The sequence below is a fragment of the Pseudomonas sp. CFBP 8772 genome (assembly GCF_014841665.1).
Classification (GTDB): Bacteria; Pseudomonadota; Gammaproteobacteria; order Pseudomonadales; family Pseudomonadaceae; genus Aquipseudomonas; species Aquipseudomonas graminis_B.
On record NZ_JACYUI010000002.1, the window covers coordinates 689,568 to 706,048 of the forward strand.

A 16,481-nucleotide genomic window follows, 5' to 3' on the forward strand; every position below is an offset into this window, starting at 1 on the left:
CTTTGTTCGACAGTCCGTCCGTGGCGTGTTTACGACCGCCTTGTCGGGCTGGCAATTGAACGCCGATCAAGGATAGAACATGAGCCTTCCCCTGCTGGCCGAGCTGCCGGCTGTCCTTATGCCGTTGGTCGCGCGGGCCGGCCAATCCTGGCGCACCGCGCTTGATTCCCTGACAGGTGAAGCCAGGCAGTCGTTTCAGACCTGGCCGGAGGCGCGGCTGCAGGCGTTCGACCGCGTCTGTGCGGCCAGCGATTTTGTTGCCGATCAGGTTTCGCGCGATCCGCTGATGTTGCTCGACCTCGCTGAATCCGGTGAGCTGGAGCGCAGTTTTGCGCCCGGCGAGCTGCTTGGGCACATCGCCAGTGCCGTCATTCAGGCTGCCAGCGACGATGAACTGGGGCGTAATCTACGTCGTCAACGTACGCGCCAGCAAGTGCGAATTATCTGGCGGGATCTGACCCGGCAGGCCGATCTGGTGGAAACCTGCCGCGATCTCTCGGACATGGCAGATGGCTGCATTGATCTGGCTTACAAGTGGCTGTACGAGCGGCATTGCCAGCAATTCGGCACGCCGACCGGCCGTCGGACCGGCGAGCCGCAGCAGATGGTCATCCTCGGCATGGGAAAGCTGGGCGCCGTCGAGCTGAACCTGTCCTCGGACATCGATCTTATCTTTGCCTACCCCGAAGGCGGCGAAACCCAGGGCGTCAAGCGGCCGCTGGACAATCAGGAATTCTTCATCCGACTGGGTCAGCGATTGATCAAGGCGCTGGACCCGGTCACGGTCGACGGCTTTGTCTTTCGTGTCGACATGCGCCTGCGGCCGTATGGGTCTTCCGGTGCCTTGGTGCTCAGTTTCAACGCGCTGGAGCAGTACTACCAGGATCAGGGCCGCGACTGGGAACGCTACGCCATGATCAAGGCGCGGGTGGTGGGCGGCGATCAGGAGAAGGGCAGCGAGTTGCTCGACATGCTGCGGCCGTTTGTCTATCGCCGCTACCTGGATTTCTCCGCCATTGAAGCGCTGCGCACCATGAAGCAGCTGATTCAGCAGGAAGTCCGCCGCAAGGGCATGGCCGAGAACATCAAGCTCGGTTCCGGCGGCATCCGCGAAGTGGAATTCATCGCCCAGGCGTTCCAGCTGATTCACGGCGGGCGCGATTTGAGTCTGCAGCAGCGGCCGCTGCTCAAGGTGCTGAAAACCCTGGAAGGCCAGGGCTATTTGCCGGCTGCGGTCATCGATGAGTTGCGTGAGGGCTACCAGTTTTTGCGCTACACCGAGCACGCCATTCAGGCGATCGCCGATCGGCAGACGCAAATGCTCCCCGACGACCCGCAGGATAAATCGCGCATCGCCTTCATGATGGGCTTTGCCGACTGGGCGAGTTTCCATGAACGACTGATGTACTGGCGTGAGCGGGTCGCGTGGCACTTCCGGCAGGTCATCGCGGACCCGGACGAGGAAGACGGGCAGCAGGACCACGGCGAAGAAATCGTCGGTGGCGAGTGGCTGCCGCTGTGGGAAGAGTCGCAGAACGAGGAAAGCGCCTGCCTCCAGCTTCAGGAGGGCGGATTCGCCGACGCGCAAAAGGCCCTGAAAAATCTGAGCAACCTGCGCAACAGTTCACAGCTGCGCTCAATGCAGCGTCTCGGGCGCGAACGGCTTGATGCCTTTATTCCGCGCCTGCTCGCCCAAGCGGTCGAGCACGACAATCCCGATCTGGTGCTGGAGCGGGTACTGCCGCTGGTGGAAGCGGTGGCCCGTCGCTCGGCGTATCTGGTGTTGCTCACCGAGAACCCCGGCGCACTGCGTCGATTGCTGACCCTGTGCGCAGCCAGCCCGTGGATTGCCGAACAGATCGCCCGCTTTCCGTTGCTGCTCGATGAGTTGCTTAACGAAGGTCGCCTGTTCAGCCCGCCCCAGGCGCTTGAACTGGCGGCTGAGCTGCGCGAGCGTCTGACGCGAATTCCCGAGGACGATCTCGAACAGCAAATGGAAGCCCTGCGGCATTTCAAGCTGGCGCACCGTCTGCGCGTGGCTGCGTCGGAAATCACCGGCAGCCTGCCGCTGATGAAAGTCAGCGATTACCTGACCTGGCTCGCCGAGGCGATTCTGGAGCAAGTGCTGGCGCTCGCCTGGCGCCACACTGTTGCCCGCCATGGCGCGCCGCGGCGTCCGGATGGCACCTTGTGCGATCCCGGTTTTGTCATCGTCGGCTACGGCAAGGTCGGCGGCATTGAGCTGGGACACGGCTCTGATTTGGACCTGGTGTTCATCCACGACGGCGATCCCCAGGCTGAGACCGACGGCGCCAAGCCGATCGATGGCGCGCAGTTTTTCACCCGGCTTGGTCAGCGGATCATTCACCTGATCACCACCCAGACCAACTCCGGGCAGTTGTACGAAGTCGACATGCGCCTTCGCCCGTCTGGCGCGGCGGGCTTGCTGGTGAGCTCGCTCGGGGCGTTTTCCCGGTATCAGGAGAACGAGGCCTGGACGTGGGAGCATCAGGCGTTGGTGCGCGCGCGGGTGCTGGTGGGCAGCACCGATGTCGGCCGGCAGTTCGAAGCCGTTCGCGCTTTGGTGCTGGGCCGTGAGCGGGATCTGCCGAAGCTGCGTCAGGAGGTCAGCGAGATGCGCGCCAAGATGCGCGACAACCTCGGCACCCGCGCAACGGCGGCCGGCAAGGGGGCGAATGCATTTGAACCGACGGCGCGGTTCGACCTCAAGCAGGACGCCGGAGGTATCGTCGATATTGAATTTATGGTGCAATACGCGGCTCTGGCGTGGTCCAGAGAGCACACCGCGCTACTTCGTTACACCGATAACATCCGTATTCTCGAAGGCCTTGAAGAGGCGGGCTTGATGGCCGCCGCCGATGCCGGACTGCTGCGTGAGGCCTACAAGGCCTACCGCTCGGCCGCTCACCGACAGGCGTTGCAGAACGATCCGGGTGTTGTGGCCGGCGACCAGTTCGTCACCGAGCGGCGCGAAGTGATGCGGCTCTGGGGGCAGCTGGGGCTGGGTTGATTGCTGGCAGGGTCCGGATCTGACGGATCTATATAAAGCTATGACAGGGAGGCGTCAGGCTGCGTGTGCAAGCATCACGCAGTTTGATGGGCCTCCCTGCTCGTTTCTGGTCGTTTTTGGATGAGCATGAGAATTCTGATCGTAGGGCCCAGCTGGGTGGGTGACATGGTGATGGCGCAGACGCTGTTCCAGTGCCTGAAACAGCGTCACCCGCAGTGCGAAATCGATGTGCTGGCGCCCGAGTGGAGCCGGCCGATTCTTGAGCGCATGCCTGAAGTGCGCACGGCCTTGAGCTTCCCGCTCGGCCATGGCGCGCTGGAACTGGCCACGCGCCGGCGCATCGGCAAATCCCTCAAGGGCCAGTACGATCAGGCGATTCTGCTGCCCAATTCCCTGAAGTCGGCGCTGGTGCCGTTCTTCGCCGGCATTCCCAAACGCACCGGCTGGCGTGGCGAGTTTCGCTACGGCCTGCTTAATGACGTGCGCACCCTCGACAAACAGCGTTACCCGCTGATGATCGAACGTTTCATGGCGCTGGCCTACGACAAGGGCGCTGAATTGCCGCGCCCTTATCCCAAACCCAGCCTGCAAATCGAAACCGCCAGCCGTGACGCGGCGCTAACCAAGTTCGGTCTGAGCCTTGATCGGCCCGTGCTCGCGCTGTGCCCGGGCGCCGAGTTCGGTGAGTCCAAGCGCTGGCCTTCCGAGCATTACGCCAAGGTCGCCGAAGCGAAGATTCGTGAAGGCTGGCAAGTCTGGCTGTTCGGCTCCAAGAACGACCATGGGGTGGGCGAAAGCATTCGTGAGCGGCTGATTCCGGGCCTGCGCGAAGAATCCATGAACCTCAGCGGCGGCACGTCACTGGCCGAAGCCATTGACCTGCTGTCCTGCGCGGACGCCGTGGTCTCCAACGATTCGGGGCTGATGCACGTGGCCGCCGCGCTGAATCGTCCGCTGGTGGCGGTGTACGGTTCGACCTCGCCGGGCTTCACGCCGCCGCTGGCCGATGAAGTCGAGATCGTCCGCCTCGGCATCGAGTGCAGCCCGTGTTTCGAGCGCACCTGCCGCTTCGGCCATTACAACTGCCTGCGCCTGCTGGAGCCGGATTCGGTGATCCAGGCCCTCGGCCGCATTGGCGCCGCCCCGGTCGAGGTCGCCTGACTTGCGGGTACTGCTGATCAAAACTTCGTCACTGGGTGACGTGATCCACACCTTGCCCGCGCTGACCGACGCCATGGGCGCGCTGCCGGGCATCCAGTTCGACTGGGTGGTGGAAGAGGGCTTCTCCGAGATCCCGACCTGGCATCCGGCGGTCGCCAACGTGATTCCGGTGGCGATCCGTCGCTGGCGCAAGAACCTCTGGCAGACCGTCAAGAATGGCGAATGGCGCCAGTTCAAACAGCGCCTGCGCGACACCCGCTACGATCTGGTGATCGACGCTCAGGGCCTGCTGAAAAGTGCCTGGCTCACCCGCTATGTCAAAGCGCCTGTCGCCGGGCTGGGCAAGACTTCTGCGCGCGAGCCCATGGCCGCTCGTTTTTACGATCGCCCCTACGCCGTTGCCCGGGGCCAGCATGCGGTAGAGCGCTTGCGTCAGCTGTTCGGCCAGGCGCTGGGCTATCAGGTGCCTGCGGGACTGGGCGATTACGGCCTTGATCGCAGCCGCCTGCTCACTGCCACACACGACGCGCCCTTCGTGCTGTTCCTGCATGGCACCACGTGGGACACCAAGCACTGGCCCGAGCTGTATTGGCGACAATTGGCCGAACGCATGATCGGCCAAGGACTGGAAGTGCGACTGCCGTGGGGCAACCCGGCCGAGAAGGCGCGTGCCGAGCGCATTGCCGATGGCCTTGATAATGCCGTCGTGTTGCCCAAACTCAATCTGGCAGGGGTGGCTCGCGTACTGGCGAGCGCCCAGGGCTGCGTCGCCGTTGATACCGGTCTTGGTCATCTGGCTGCCGCATTGGACGTACCGACGCTTTCGTTGTTCGGCCCGACCAATCCGGGCCTGACCGGCGCCTACGGCCGGTCGCAGGTTCATCTGGCGGCCGATTACCCCGCCTGCGCGCCGTGCCTGCAAAAGAAATGCACCTACCGACCGACGCCTGAAGATCAGCGTCAGGTCGATACCGAACGCGAGTGGCCCATGTGCTTTACTCGCCTGAATCCCGAGCGGGTAGCGAACCAGTTAGGCGCGCTATTGCTGGCAAAGGAACATCCCTGATGCAACTGGCATTCGTGCTTTATAAATACTTCCCCTTCGGCGGCCTGCAGCGTGACTTCATGCGCATCGCCCTGGAGTGCCAGCAGCGCGGCCATAAAATCCGTGTGTACACGCTGATCTGGGAGGGCGACGTGCCGCCGGGCTTCGAAGTGCTGGTGGCGCCGGTCAAGGCGATCTTCAACCACCGCCGCAACGAAAAGCTCACCGACTGGATGAATGCCGACCTGGCCAAGCGTCCCGTGGACCGGTTGATCGGCTTCAACAAGATGCCCGGTCTGGACGTGTACTACGCCGCCGATGGCTGCTACGAAGACAAGGCCCAGAACCTGCGCCACGGCCTGTACAAATACTGGGGCCGCTACCGTCACTTCGCCGACTACGAACGCGCGGTGTTCGGCAAAGACGCCAAGACCGAAGTGCTGATGATCTCCGAAGTGCAGCAGCCGCTTTTCATCAAGCATTACGACACGCCGCTCGCGCGCTTTCATCTGCTGCCGCCGGGGATCTCTCAGGACCGCCGCGCACCGCCGAATGCGGCTGAAATCCGCGCTGAATTCCGTCGCGAGTTCAAGCTGGCCGACGATGACCTGTTGCTCGTGCAGATCGGCTCCGGCTTCAAGACCAAGGGCGTCGACCGCAGCCTCAAGGCGCTGGCGGCGCTGCCTGCTGAACTGAAAAAACGCACGCGACTGTTTGTCATCGGCCAGGACGACCCCAAGGTATTCCAGCTGCAAAGCACGACGCTGGGCCTGGGCGATCACGTCACCTTCATGAAAGGGCGCAGCGACATTCCGCGTTTTCTGTTGGGCGCTGACCTGTTGATTCATCCGGCGTACAACGAAAACACCGGCACCGTGCTGCTTGAAGCGCTGGTGGCAGGACTCCCGGTGCTGGTCAGCGCGGTGTGCGGCTACGCCCATTACATCGCCGAGGCCGACAGCGGTCTGGTGCTCGATGAGCCGTTCGAACAGAACCAGCTCAATCAGTACCTGGCCCGCATCCTCAAGGACGACGCCGCGCGCAGCACCTGGAGCCGCAACGGGCTGACATTCGCCGACACGGCTGATCTTTACAGCATGCCGCAGCACGCTGCGGATGTGATTCTGGCGGAGCACCACGGATGAAACTGATCCTTGCTGAACCCTTCAAGAGCCTCTGGGCCGGGCGCGATGCGTTCGAAGCCGTCGAGGCGCTTGAAGGCCAGGTCTATCGCGAGCTCGAAAACCGGCGCACGTTGCGCACCGAGGTCAACGGGCGCGGTTACTTCGTCAAGATCCATCGCGGCATCGGCTGGGGTGAAGTGGCGAAGAACCTGCTGACCGCCAAACTGCCGGTGCTCGGCGCGGGTCAGGAGTGGGACGCGGTCAACCGTCTGCATGAAGTCGGCGTGCCGACCATGACCGCTGTGGCGTACGGCGAGCGCGGCAACAATCCAGCCACGCAGCATTCGTTCATCATCACCGAAGAACTGGCGCCGACCGAGAGCCTGGAAGACGTCAGCCTCAACTGGCGCACCGAGCCGCCCGAGCCGCGCATGAAGCGCGCGTACATCGCTGAAGTCGCTCGGCTGGTGGGCATGATGCACCGCGCCGGGGTTAATCATCGCGACTGCTACATCTGTCATTTTCTGCTGCACACCGACACGCCGGTCACGCCTGATGATTTCAGGCTCTCGGTGATCGACCTGCACCGCGCCCAGACGCGCCCGGCGATTACCCAGCGCTGGCGCAACAAAGACCTCGCCGCGCTGTATTTCTCTGCGATGGACATCGGCCTGACCCGGCGCGACAAACTGCGCTTTCTCAAGGGCTATTTCCAGCAGCCGCTGCGGCAGATCCTGGCCCAGGAATCGGCGCTGTTGAGCTGGCTTGAAGGCAAGGCCGAGAAGCTCTATCAGCGCAAACTGCGTTACGGGGATGCGCTCTGATGGCGGGTTGGAAGCTGGAGCCTGGCTACGCCGCGCTGACGGACGACTTCGGCACCCTCGATGCCGTGTTCGCCCTGAAAGGCGAGCGGTTGACCCGCGATCCGTTGTCCGAAGTCATCCGCGTCGAACGCGGTGGCGTGAACTACTACGTCAAGCGCTACGTCGCGGCGGGCAAGGGTTTGCGCCGGTATCTGGGACGGCCACGGGTCAAGTCCGAATGGCAGAACCTCAAGCGCTTCGCCAAGTGGGGCATTCCGACGGCAGAAGTCGTCGCCTGGGGCCTGGAGCGCAACGGCGCTGCGTATGATCGCGGCGCGCTGATCACCCGCGAGCTGCCGCGCACCGAAGATTTGTCCGAACTGGCGCGGGTCAACGACACGCGCCTGGACAGCCGTTCATGGGTCAACGGCGTCAGCCAGCAGGTGGCGCGTTACACCCGAACCATGCACGACCATCACTTCACCCATAACGATCTGAAGTGGCGCAACTTGCTGGTGGACGATCAGGCAACGGTGTTCTTGATCGACTGCCCCAACGGGGCGTTCTGGGTCAGCTTCATGCTGCGCTACCGGATCACCAAAGACCTTGCGTGCCTGGACAAGGTGGCTAAATATCATCTGTCGGCCACTCAGCGTCTGCGCTTCTATCTGCAATACCGTGGGCGCGAACGCTTGAACGAATCAGACAAAAAGCGCATCCGCCACATCGTCAGTTTTTTTGAGGGTCGTGAATGAGTGTTTTCATTGCTGACGCCGACAGGGGGCTGCTGGAGCGGCACGGTCTGGCGGACTTCGATGCGTTGTGGAACGTCGAACTCGACGCGGTGGATGAACCCAACACCGGTCGCGGCGGCTGGAGCAGTGTGTTTCGCCTGGAGCTGGAAGGCTCCGGTTATTACCTCAAGCGCCAGAGCAACTACCTGACGTACACCCTGCATCACCCGTTCGGCGAGCCTTCGTTTTCCCGGGAGTTTCGCAACATCAGCCTGTATCAGAAGCTGGGCATTCCGGCGCTGCATGCGGTGTTTTACGCCGACAGGAAAGTCGACGGCGAGCGCCGCGCGATTCTCATGACCCGGGCGCTGGATGGCTGGACAGACCTGGACACGCTGTTGCAGGACTGGCACGAGCGGCCGGCCACCGAGCGTCTGGCGATTCTGCAGGCCTGCGGGCAACTGGCGCGCACGCTGCACAAGGCCGGCCAGGTGCACGGCTGTTTCTACCCCAAGCATATTTTCATCCGTGCGCGGGGCGGCGAGTACATGGCGCAGCTGATCGACCTGGAGAAGACGCGCAAGTCGATCTTCGGCCAGCGCGACCGGGTCAAGGACATCGAGCCTTTGCTGCGCCGCGCACCGGTCTGGAACGAAACGGAAATCCGCGAACTGCTCGGCGCTTATCTGCACGCCCCGACCGACAGCGGGCTGGTTGACGCTTGGTGGCAGCGGGTTGCCAAGCGGGGCAGTCACAAGCGCCGTGATCGGTGATTTCCGGTTTTGATACACACGAGATTCACTGCCTGTCAGATCTGCAATCTGGACAGGCTTGATCAAAGAGGGCGCCGATGCGTTTGTCTGAACTGAAAAACGCCGGTCGGACTCCGGCGCTGCCGATGAACATTGCGCTGGAGGATGCGGCCGGTCCTGCCGAGCTGCAATTGCTCAGCCTGCTGCGCGTCCTGCCCGGGCAACGCTACGTCGGCGCCGGCATCTGGCGCGGGCGCACTGTCCTGGCCAAGCTGCTGGTCGGGCCGAAAGCCCCGCGGCATTTCCAGCGCGAGCGCGACGGCGTGCAGGCTCTGGCAAAGCAAGGCTTGCCAACGCCGTTGCTCTTGGCCGACGGGCTGCAGGAAGGTGAGGGCGGCTGGCTGCTGTTCGAGTTTCTGGATCAGGCCGAAAGTCTGGGCGATGCCTGGAAATCGGTGGAAGCGCTGCCGCCGCTGGCCGATGAACAACAGTCGGTGCTCGGCGATGCGCTCGCCGTTGTGGGCCAGATGCACGCCAAAGGCCTGTGGCAGGAAGACCTGCACCTGGACAATCTGCTGCGCCAGGGCTCGACCTTGTACGTGATCGACGGCGCAGGCATTCGCGTTGAGGAAGCCGGCAAGCCGTTGTCGCGGCAAAAAGTGCTGGAAAACCTCGGCGTGTTCTTCGCCCAGTTGCCCAAGTCGCTGGAGCCGTTCACCGAAGAATTACTCGTCTATTACCTGCTGAGCAACGGCGAGCACGGCTTGCCGGTCGAAGCGCTGCAAAAGCAGATCGACAAGGTACGCAGTTGGCGCTTGCGGGATTACCTGAACAAGATCGGCCGTGAATGCAGCCTGTTCAGCGTCGAAGACGGGCCGTTCGCCCTGCGCGCGATTCGTCGTGAGGAAGTGGCGTCAATGCTGCCGGTGCTGGAAAAGGCCGACGCGCTGGTCGAGGGCGGTCATCTGTACAAGACCGGGGGGGCGGCCAGCGTTGCCAAGGTAGACGTCGCCGGCCGCGAGCTGGTGATCAAGCGTTACAACATCAAGAACCTGGCGCATTGGCTCAAACGGTTCTGGCGACCGTCCCGCGCCTGGCACTCATGGCGCGAAGGCAATCGGCTGCGGTTCCTCGGCATCGCAACGCCCAAACCGCTGGCGCTGCTGGAAAAACGCTTCGTATGGCTGCGCCGAGAGGCGTTCCTGGTCACCGAGTTTCTGCCCGGCCCCGACATCATCGAGCGCTTTGCGCCCTACGTGGCCAGCGGCGATGCGCCGGAAGCCGAGTTGCAGGCGCTGGATCTGTTGTTTGCGCAGTTGATCCGCGAGCGCATCAGCCACGGCGATCTCAAAGGCCACAACGTGTTCTGGCACAACGATCGCTGGTCGCTCATCGATCTGGACGCCATGTGTCAGCATGGCTCCCAGACCTCGTTCGCGGCGGCGTTCGCCAAAGATCGCGCGCGCTTCATGCGCAACTGGCCGGCGGACAGCGCGCTGCACCAGTTGCTGGAGCAGCGCATTCCGACGGTTTCAAAAGCGCCGGACTGACCCATCAGCTCACGTGATTGAGGTTCATCTCCACCAATGCGTCGATCAGGGCCTGCACGTCATCGAACGGCTGACGATTGACCTGCGGCCATGACTCGCGCTCGACGTAGGCTTTGCCCGCGGTATTGAAGCGCACCGGCGTGTGCTTGAGCGTGCGGTCCCTTGAGCGATGCACGATCGTTGGCCGCAAGGCCACGGATTCGTCGAGCAGGAACATGCCCGGACTGTGCAATCTGCCGCCCACCGGGGTCGCGAGTTGAGGTCGCGCGGGCAGTTCGATCTCCACGCGGAAGTCATTCTTCACCAGCACCGGCTCGTGTCCCAGCCCCGCAGCGACCTGTTCACCCGGATCGATCATGATGCCGCGCGCCTTGCCCGGGGCCACGTCCATCACCCGCACGCCAATCCCTTGCTCCAGTTCAGCGATGCCCGGCACGCTGTTCTTGAACGTATTGGCATGGCTTTCACCCACCAGGGCAATCCACTTGTGTGGCCCCATCACCTGCTGGTGCTTGCGTATCGTACGAGACGCAAAATAGCTGAGCACCTGTTGGCGCGTGGTGTTGGAGCTGCTCGGCAAATGGCGGATGAAATAGCTGGCGGTGCAGTCGATGGCACGGATTTCAATGCCGTGCCGCTTGGCCTGAATCACCAGATTCTCAAATGAGTAGGCGCCAGTCGGGTCTGTCAGAAATGTTTTGTCCATGTGCTTGAGGTCGTGCAGCAGACGTTTGCTCATCAGGCCGGTTTCAGCGAAGCGATCAAGATCGGCTTGGTGGAGGTCGGTCAACAGGTGCTCCATGTACAGCGTGCGCACGTCCTGGCGCGCCAGATGTTCCATGTTGTCGAGGATGAAGCGCTTGCTGGCGCGTGCCGAATGGGATTCCCCGATGACCACGCCGGACGTGTTCTCGTACAACTCTTCGATGAACATGCTTAACGGCGTGTCGGCTTTTACTTCAGGCAACATCACGCGCTCAGGCAGGGCGAGGTTGAGCACCGAGCGCGCGTCTTTTTGCAGCGTATTCGCCAATTCGAAGAACCGTTCACGCACCTCGATCAAATGACTTTCGATGAAAGAGTAATCAGGATTCAGGCCTCTGTGACGGAAGTGAGCAAGGTCATGGAAGATGCTCTGCATGTCGCCAGGCAGTTGATAGCGGTCATCGATCAGTGACTGCTGAATGGCGCCCAGAGGATAGTCGCTGCTCCAGTTCGCCGCCTCGGCGCGGGTCCAGTAACCGGCCGGATTCCATTCAAAGCCGTGCTCGCCGATGTACGGGTTTACCTCGCTTCTGCGATGGGAAACGATGGCGCGGCGGTTAGGGTCCAGGCCCCATTCCATGGGCGAGCGTCGTTCGAAAAAGCTGTAAAGCGCGTCGTCCAGTGACGTGCCGGCCGGACTGTCGGGCGATGATGCGCCGGCCACGTTGTGGACAGTCGGGTTGCCGATCTGCACTTTGAAATCTGCGCGCGAGGCAGCGCTGCTGATGACGGCATCGCTGTCCAGGGATATCTGGGGTGGTGTGCCCACCGGCACGTCTTCGACGCGCACGCTGAGTACGCCTTGCAGTTCACTGATACCCGGCTGTTGCTGCCAGGTGTTGGCGGTGCGGTGGTCGAGCAGCGCGATCCAGCGCCTGCCAGGATGCGTCTGCACGTCGCCACTGATCACTTTGTGACCGAAGAAAACTGCCATCTTTTGCGGCGCAAGCGCGTCACCAGCAGCGGACGCCACTTCGTTATCGGCGTAGTCATAGCTGACCGAGGAGCTGAACGGCCGAACGTCGATGCCGTTTCGGTGGGCCGCTTTGATCAGATGGTAGTAGTCGTATCGGTCGCTGCCGTTTTTGAGTGCGCCCTCGTTCACGGTCTCCAGATAATGCTTGAGCATGTGGGAGCCGCTGCGCGTCTTGCTGCCGAGCGCTTTGTATTTCTGCAGCTTGTGCGTGTGCTGGTCGGTCTGCAGATGCTCGATGTACAGCACCTCGACCTTGCGCTCTGCCAGCAACGGCATGTTATCGATCAGCAGTTGCTTGCTGGCGATGGACGTCGGTGCCTCACCAATCACCAGGCCGCTCGATTTCTCAAGTACTGCATCAAAGAAGCCCTGGGTCGTCACGCCATCTGCGAGCACTGGCAGCTCGGGTTTGCCCGGGAGGGGCGGCTGCTCGAAGAACGCTTTCGCATCGCGGTACAGATTCTGGCGCAGGGTCCTGTAGGTCGAGCGACCGCCCTGGAAAATGTCGTCGAAAAACTCATGCAGACCAAACGGGCCTTCTTCAAAGTGTTCAGCCTGCTTTGGGCTGACGATGCCGAAGACGTAGGGCTGCAGCGATTCCGGCATTTCGTAATCGCTCAAGTCACCCACCGCCGTGGAGGGGCCTGCCGGGGTTTCGTCCAGCCGGCGGAATGAAGGCAGAACGCCGCCGCGCAACCGCGCTGGCTCAAGCAGTTGCCAGTGCCCCTGGCTGTTGAGGCGCACCGTTTGGCGGCCAAAGAAGGCGAACGGGTTACGCGGATCGACGATCTGCCAAATGGCGAGCCGGGCGTCGTACTGGACCTGGTAGGTCTGGCCCTGCAGGGAAATGTAGCAATTCCCGCGAACGACGCTGACACCCTGCCCGTGCGGACGGGTCAGAGGCACGGCGTCCGCCAGAGAGACATCAACGGCGTGAAGCGGATGGACGAGTGTGTCTGCGGCGCGCACCGGCGGGTTGTCCTGCTGCAAGGCTCTCCACACACCGGTCACATCGGTTTGCGCATAACGCCCGGTGGGCTGAAGCGTTTCGGGGATCAGCGCGCGGGTTCTGTGGAGCGGAACGTGGCGGTTGGCAGATTGTGGCGGGGCCCAGAAGAGTTCGTTCTCCACCACGATCGGTTGCAGCGTCTCATCGGTGGCATGGGCAACCGACCGGGCATACCTGCCGCCCGCATTTTGGTCGGTCAGGTCTTTGAGCACGCCGCCCAATCCTTTCATCCCCGAGTGCAGATCACCCGCAGCGCCCGCCGTGTTCAGCCAGGCGCTGAGCACGTAGAAGCTGGCGGTCGCGTGATCCCGCTCGTCGAGGGCTTGCAGTGCGCGATAACCGTCAGCGCCCGCGATGACCATGCCGACGGCAAAGCTGGCAGGGGGGAAGGGCAAGGTCACTGCGGTCGCGATCAGCTCCAGGCTGCTCCAGACCTGTCGCCAGAGCATGTCGGCACGACCGGTCGTGGTGTCCTCGACATCGCGGATCTTGCGCTCGATAACGTGGTTGAAGCACACCTCGTGGAGGTTGCTGAACGGCTTGCTCGGCAACGCAGGTTTGTGACCGCCGCCTTTCTTCAGTTCAGCCAGGGCAAATGCCAGCGGCATCCCGGCCTTCACACGGGCTCGCTTCAAGTAGTAGTCGCCCATGCCCGGGCTCAACAGGGTGTTGCTGAAAGTGCTTAGCAGTCGGAAGGCGCGGCCATCGGGTGCCTGAGGCGTATACAGCGTTACCTGCCCCAGCGTGCTCGCCTCAGGCGGTGTTAGCAGGAAACAGCCTTGAATGGTCTCGGCGCGTGAGGCGACGCCCATCACGTCCACATTCAACTTCAGTGGATAGACGGGGTAGTGCAGGCGCTCCGCCGGGCTGCCCTGATGCATGTTGAGAATGGAAGTGCTAAGCCAGCGCAGTTGTGAAGCGTCGATGTGTCCCTGGAGAAAACTGCGCAGCGCGTCAGCGCGCATTTGCAGCTGTGTCAGCACCAGGCTGTGTTGACGGCGCCAGTCATAACCCTCGCTGTCGGGCGCCAGCAGCTGCTGACGAATCATCGTGATGTACTGATCGGACAGCCACTGGCCACGAACCGAACCGGCGACTTTCTCCGGACTCAGTGGCGTAAGGTCGATGCCCTCGGGGCCACTGAAGGTGGCGGTGGTGTCGGCAGATGCCTTGAGCAGCCCAAGCGTGTCGTCGTAACCGTCGCGCAGCATCTGGGTGTAGGACAGGGTTTCGCGGGGCGTATGAATCATGATTCGGTCAGGGTCCACCGTGGCGGGCGGCAGACCAAGTAGCTCGTTGATCTTGCGGGTGGCTGTCTGATGGGCGTAGGCGTCGAACTCGGTCACCTGCGTGTGCGGAGCGGCCTGATAGATTTCACCTGCACCCACAATCGCATCTTCCAGTGCTACCAGTTGCCTGCGGTGTTCGGCGGAGGCTCGCAGGAACCAGTCAGGCGTGTGCAGCCGTTGTTCGGACAGTTTCACCTTTACCCGTGCCGACACCAGTGCGCGCAAACCGGCGTTGTAATCGGGCAGGGTCGCGTAGCTGATCCAGTCCTGAGCCGGCGCCGGTTTTTCGCTCAAGTCGCGCAACTGGTCTTCCAGGGCTTCGCGTCTGCCGACGGTGATCTGCTCCAGCAAGAATCGACTCAGATCTGCGGACCGACTCCAGCTCACGAGTTCGCCCAGCAATTGGCGTTCGTTCTCTAAGCGGTAAAACTGCCGAGGCAGTGGGCTGTCCGGGGTAAACATCAGCAACCCGTCCGACTGCCCCGAGGCATCGAGCGTACGCAACAGCAGCACGCTGCTCAGGGTATCGTGCACATTCAGCTTGATCTGCTGAACGGCCACTGCGGGGTTTCTCGGCGCGACGGTGTCCGGATTCAGTGCCTCGATGAGGGCCAGATCGGAGGGCTGAATGTGCCCTTGCAACTCCGCACCGCGGGCTTGAGCGATGAGTTGATGATGCATGGCCTCGGCCATCAGACGCTGGGTGGTCGGCGAGCCGAGGGATTCGCGTTGCGCGGGCCCGAATTGGATCCGCAGGTCCTGCTCGTTGACGACGTTGACGAGGTAGGCCGGCGTCAGGGCACTGTATTCAGGCTCAAGCGGCTGGCCGTTGCGGGTCAGGCGGGTGCTCATCTGGAATGCCGAACCTGGCGTTGCGTCGCCCGGGTGCAGGCCGTAAAGCGCCAGCTTCGTCAGCGTACGGATGGCTGTGAAGGGTGTACCGGTGATGGGGAGCGTTCGTTGGGTGCTGATCAGGATGTCGTCAGGATTGACGTCGATACCCAAGTCATTGGCCAGTCGCGCGCGCAGACGGCTGCGTGCGAACTGCTCCGGGGACGCGGCACCGTCCATGACGCTCATCAACACGCTGCGCGCGCGCTCGTAATTCATCAGGCCCGAGGCATAACGCTCCCGCTGCTCGGTGCTGGCCATTTCCAGCCAGCCGGGGCGTACGCGGCGTTGATCGCGGTGGGCGCGGCGTTCCTCTGCAGCGGCAATGGCGCCGTCGGGGCCCCAGGATTTCGGCTGGTGGAGCAGGTCTTCAAGTCGGGCCTGAAGGGTTTGATGCGACAGGTTGTGGGCGGTCGCGAACAGCGCGTCAATGTCCACACGCTGCCTGGCCAGCAGGCGATCAAAGGCATGGTCGTAGGGCGAGCCTTTGATGGGCTTCAGTTGAAAGTCCGAAGGCTGGGCCGGTTCCAGAAAGACATCGCCCCCGGATGAGATCTCGAGCCAGGCGTCGCGCGTGCTGTCTTGCATCAGGCGCAGGAGGGGCAACCGCAGAAGTGGGTGGTTGGTTCGACGGGCGAGCTCTTGGCGCAATGCCTCGTTCGACACGAAGCATTCGACGGCTTGTCCCGGCAACCAGAGCAGCGTGTGCCCCGGTTGGGCGGTCGCAACGATCGCTCCGGCGAATTCGATGCTGCGCTGTGCATCGAGCTGAAGCTCAAGTGCGCTGAACACGACATGCTCCCGAGCCTCCATGCCAGGCAGGCAGCGCGCATAGTCGCGGTGCAGTTCGCCTTCTTCGATGTTCAGCAGCAGGTCATCGCGCAGGGTTAATTCGATGCAGGTCACGAACAGCTCGCGGCGCGAAATGTCACGGGCGCTGGCGTGGGCCCAAAAGCGCTCGATGGCCGAGAGCAACAACCTTTGGTGCGCCGCGCTCAGTGGCTGGGGCAGGGTATTGAGGCAAGCCTCTGCATCCGGAAGATGCTGGAGCTCGGCGTCGAGTACGGTGGCCAGCGTCGTCAGCCGATCCAGCGCCGGCGGGTTGGGTGAAAATGTTTCCATGGCGTTAAGCATTCCTGAGTGAGCTCTGCGCAAAATGGCAGGCGCGAGCCGGGCGAGAGCCCGATGATTCGTCGAGCGATCAATCAATCAGAACACCGGAGCGCGTGGTGCTAAATAGTTAACGCACGGGATGAGGAGCGAACCTGTAGGCCCGCCTCCAGCCTGGAAGGCGTCATTCGCCACACCGCAAAAAATTGAGGGCGCAAATGCGGGCCTCTTCCCGGCTAAA

9 protein-coding genes are annotated in these 16,481 nt (G+C 62.5%); 8 read left to right on the forward strand and 1 reads right to left on the reverse strand.

Annotation, left to right across the window (positions count from 1 at the left end; all coding sequences use genetic code 11):
* Positions 1–79 precede the first annotated feature (79 nt).
* The 8 genes from glnE (at position 80) to IFT99_RS06770 (ending at position 10,200) form a co-directional block, all read left to right on the forward strand.
* Complete coding sequence (glnE, locus tag IFT99_RS06735; RefSeq protein ID WP_192130980.1) at positions 80–3,031, forward strand: bifunctional [glutamate--ammonia ligase]-adenylyl-L-tyrosine phosphorylase/[glutamate--ammonia-ligase] adenylyltransferase; 2,952 nt, start codon at positions 80–82, stop codon at positions 3,029–3,031.
* A 126-nt stretch (positions 3,032–3,157) separates the two neighbouring features.
* Positions 3,158–4,192 carry a lipopolysaccharide heptosyltransferase II gene (gene waaF / locus IFT99_RS06740; protein WP_192130982.1) on the forward strand — a complete coding sequence of 345 codons (1,035 nt, stop codon included), beginning with the start codon at positions 3,158–3,160 and terminating at the stop codon, positions 4,190–4,192.
* A 1-nt stretch (position 4,193) separates the two neighbouring features.
* Positions 4,194–5,258, forward strand: coding sequence for a lipopolysaccharide heptosyltransferase I (gene waaC, locus IFT99_RS06745; RefSeq protein ID WP_192130984.1), 1,065 nt, complete (start codon positions 4,194–4,196; stop codon positions 5,256–5,258).
* Positions 5,258–6,382: a glycosyltransferase family 4 protein gene (locus IFT99_RS06750; protein WP_065987855.1), complete on the forward strand. Its 1,125-nt coding sequence runs from the start codon at positions 5,258–5,260 to the stop codon at positions 6,380–6,382. The genes waaC and IFT99_RS06750 overlap by 1 nt, the downstream gene beginning before the upstream one ends.
* Positions 6,379–7,185, forward strand: a complete 807-nt coding sequence (gene rfaP, locus IFT99_RS06755; protein ID WP_065987854.1) for a lipopolysaccharide core heptose(I) kinase RfaP — start codon at positions 6,379–6,381, stop codon at positions 7,183–7,185. Before IFT99_RS06750 ends, rfaP begins: the two co-directional genes overlap by 4 nt.
* The gene (locus IFT99_RS06760; RefSeq protein WP_065987853.1) at positions 7,185–7,919 is read left to right on the forward strand and encodes a lipopolysaccharide kinase InaA family protein; all 735 of its coding nucleotides are present in this window, start codon (positions 7,185–7,187) and stop codon (positions 7,917–7,919) included. The genes rfaP and IFT99_RS06760 overlap by 1 nt, the downstream gene beginning before the upstream one ends.
* The gene (locus IFT99_RS06765) at positions 7,916–8,671 is read left to right on the forward strand and encodes a lipopolysaccharide kinase InaA family protein (RefSeq protein ID WP_192130987.1); all 756 of its coding nucleotides are present in this window, start codon (positions 7,916–7,918) and stop codon (positions 8,669–8,671) included. The genes IFT99_RS06760 and IFT99_RS06765 overlap by 4 nt, the downstream gene beginning before the upstream one ends.
* Positions 8,672–8,748: 77 nt before the next feature.
* Entirely contained in the window at positions 8,749–10,200 is a 1,452-nt protein-coding gene (locus tag IFT99_RS06770; protein WP_192130988.1) for a lipopolysaccharide kinase InaA family protein, read from the forward strand.
* A gap of 4 nt (positions 10,201–10,204) precedes the next feature.
* On the opposite strand, the gene IFT99_RS06775 is transcribed toward IFT99_RS06770, so the two are convergent.
* On the reverse strand, positions 10,205–16,252 hold the full coding sequence (locus IFT99_RS06775; RefSeq protein ID WP_192130990.1) for a membrane-targeted effector domain-containing toxin: 6,048 nt from the start codon (positions 16,250–16,252) through the stop codon (positions 10,205–10,207).
* Between the last annotated feature and the right edge of the window lie 229 nt (positions 16,253–16,481).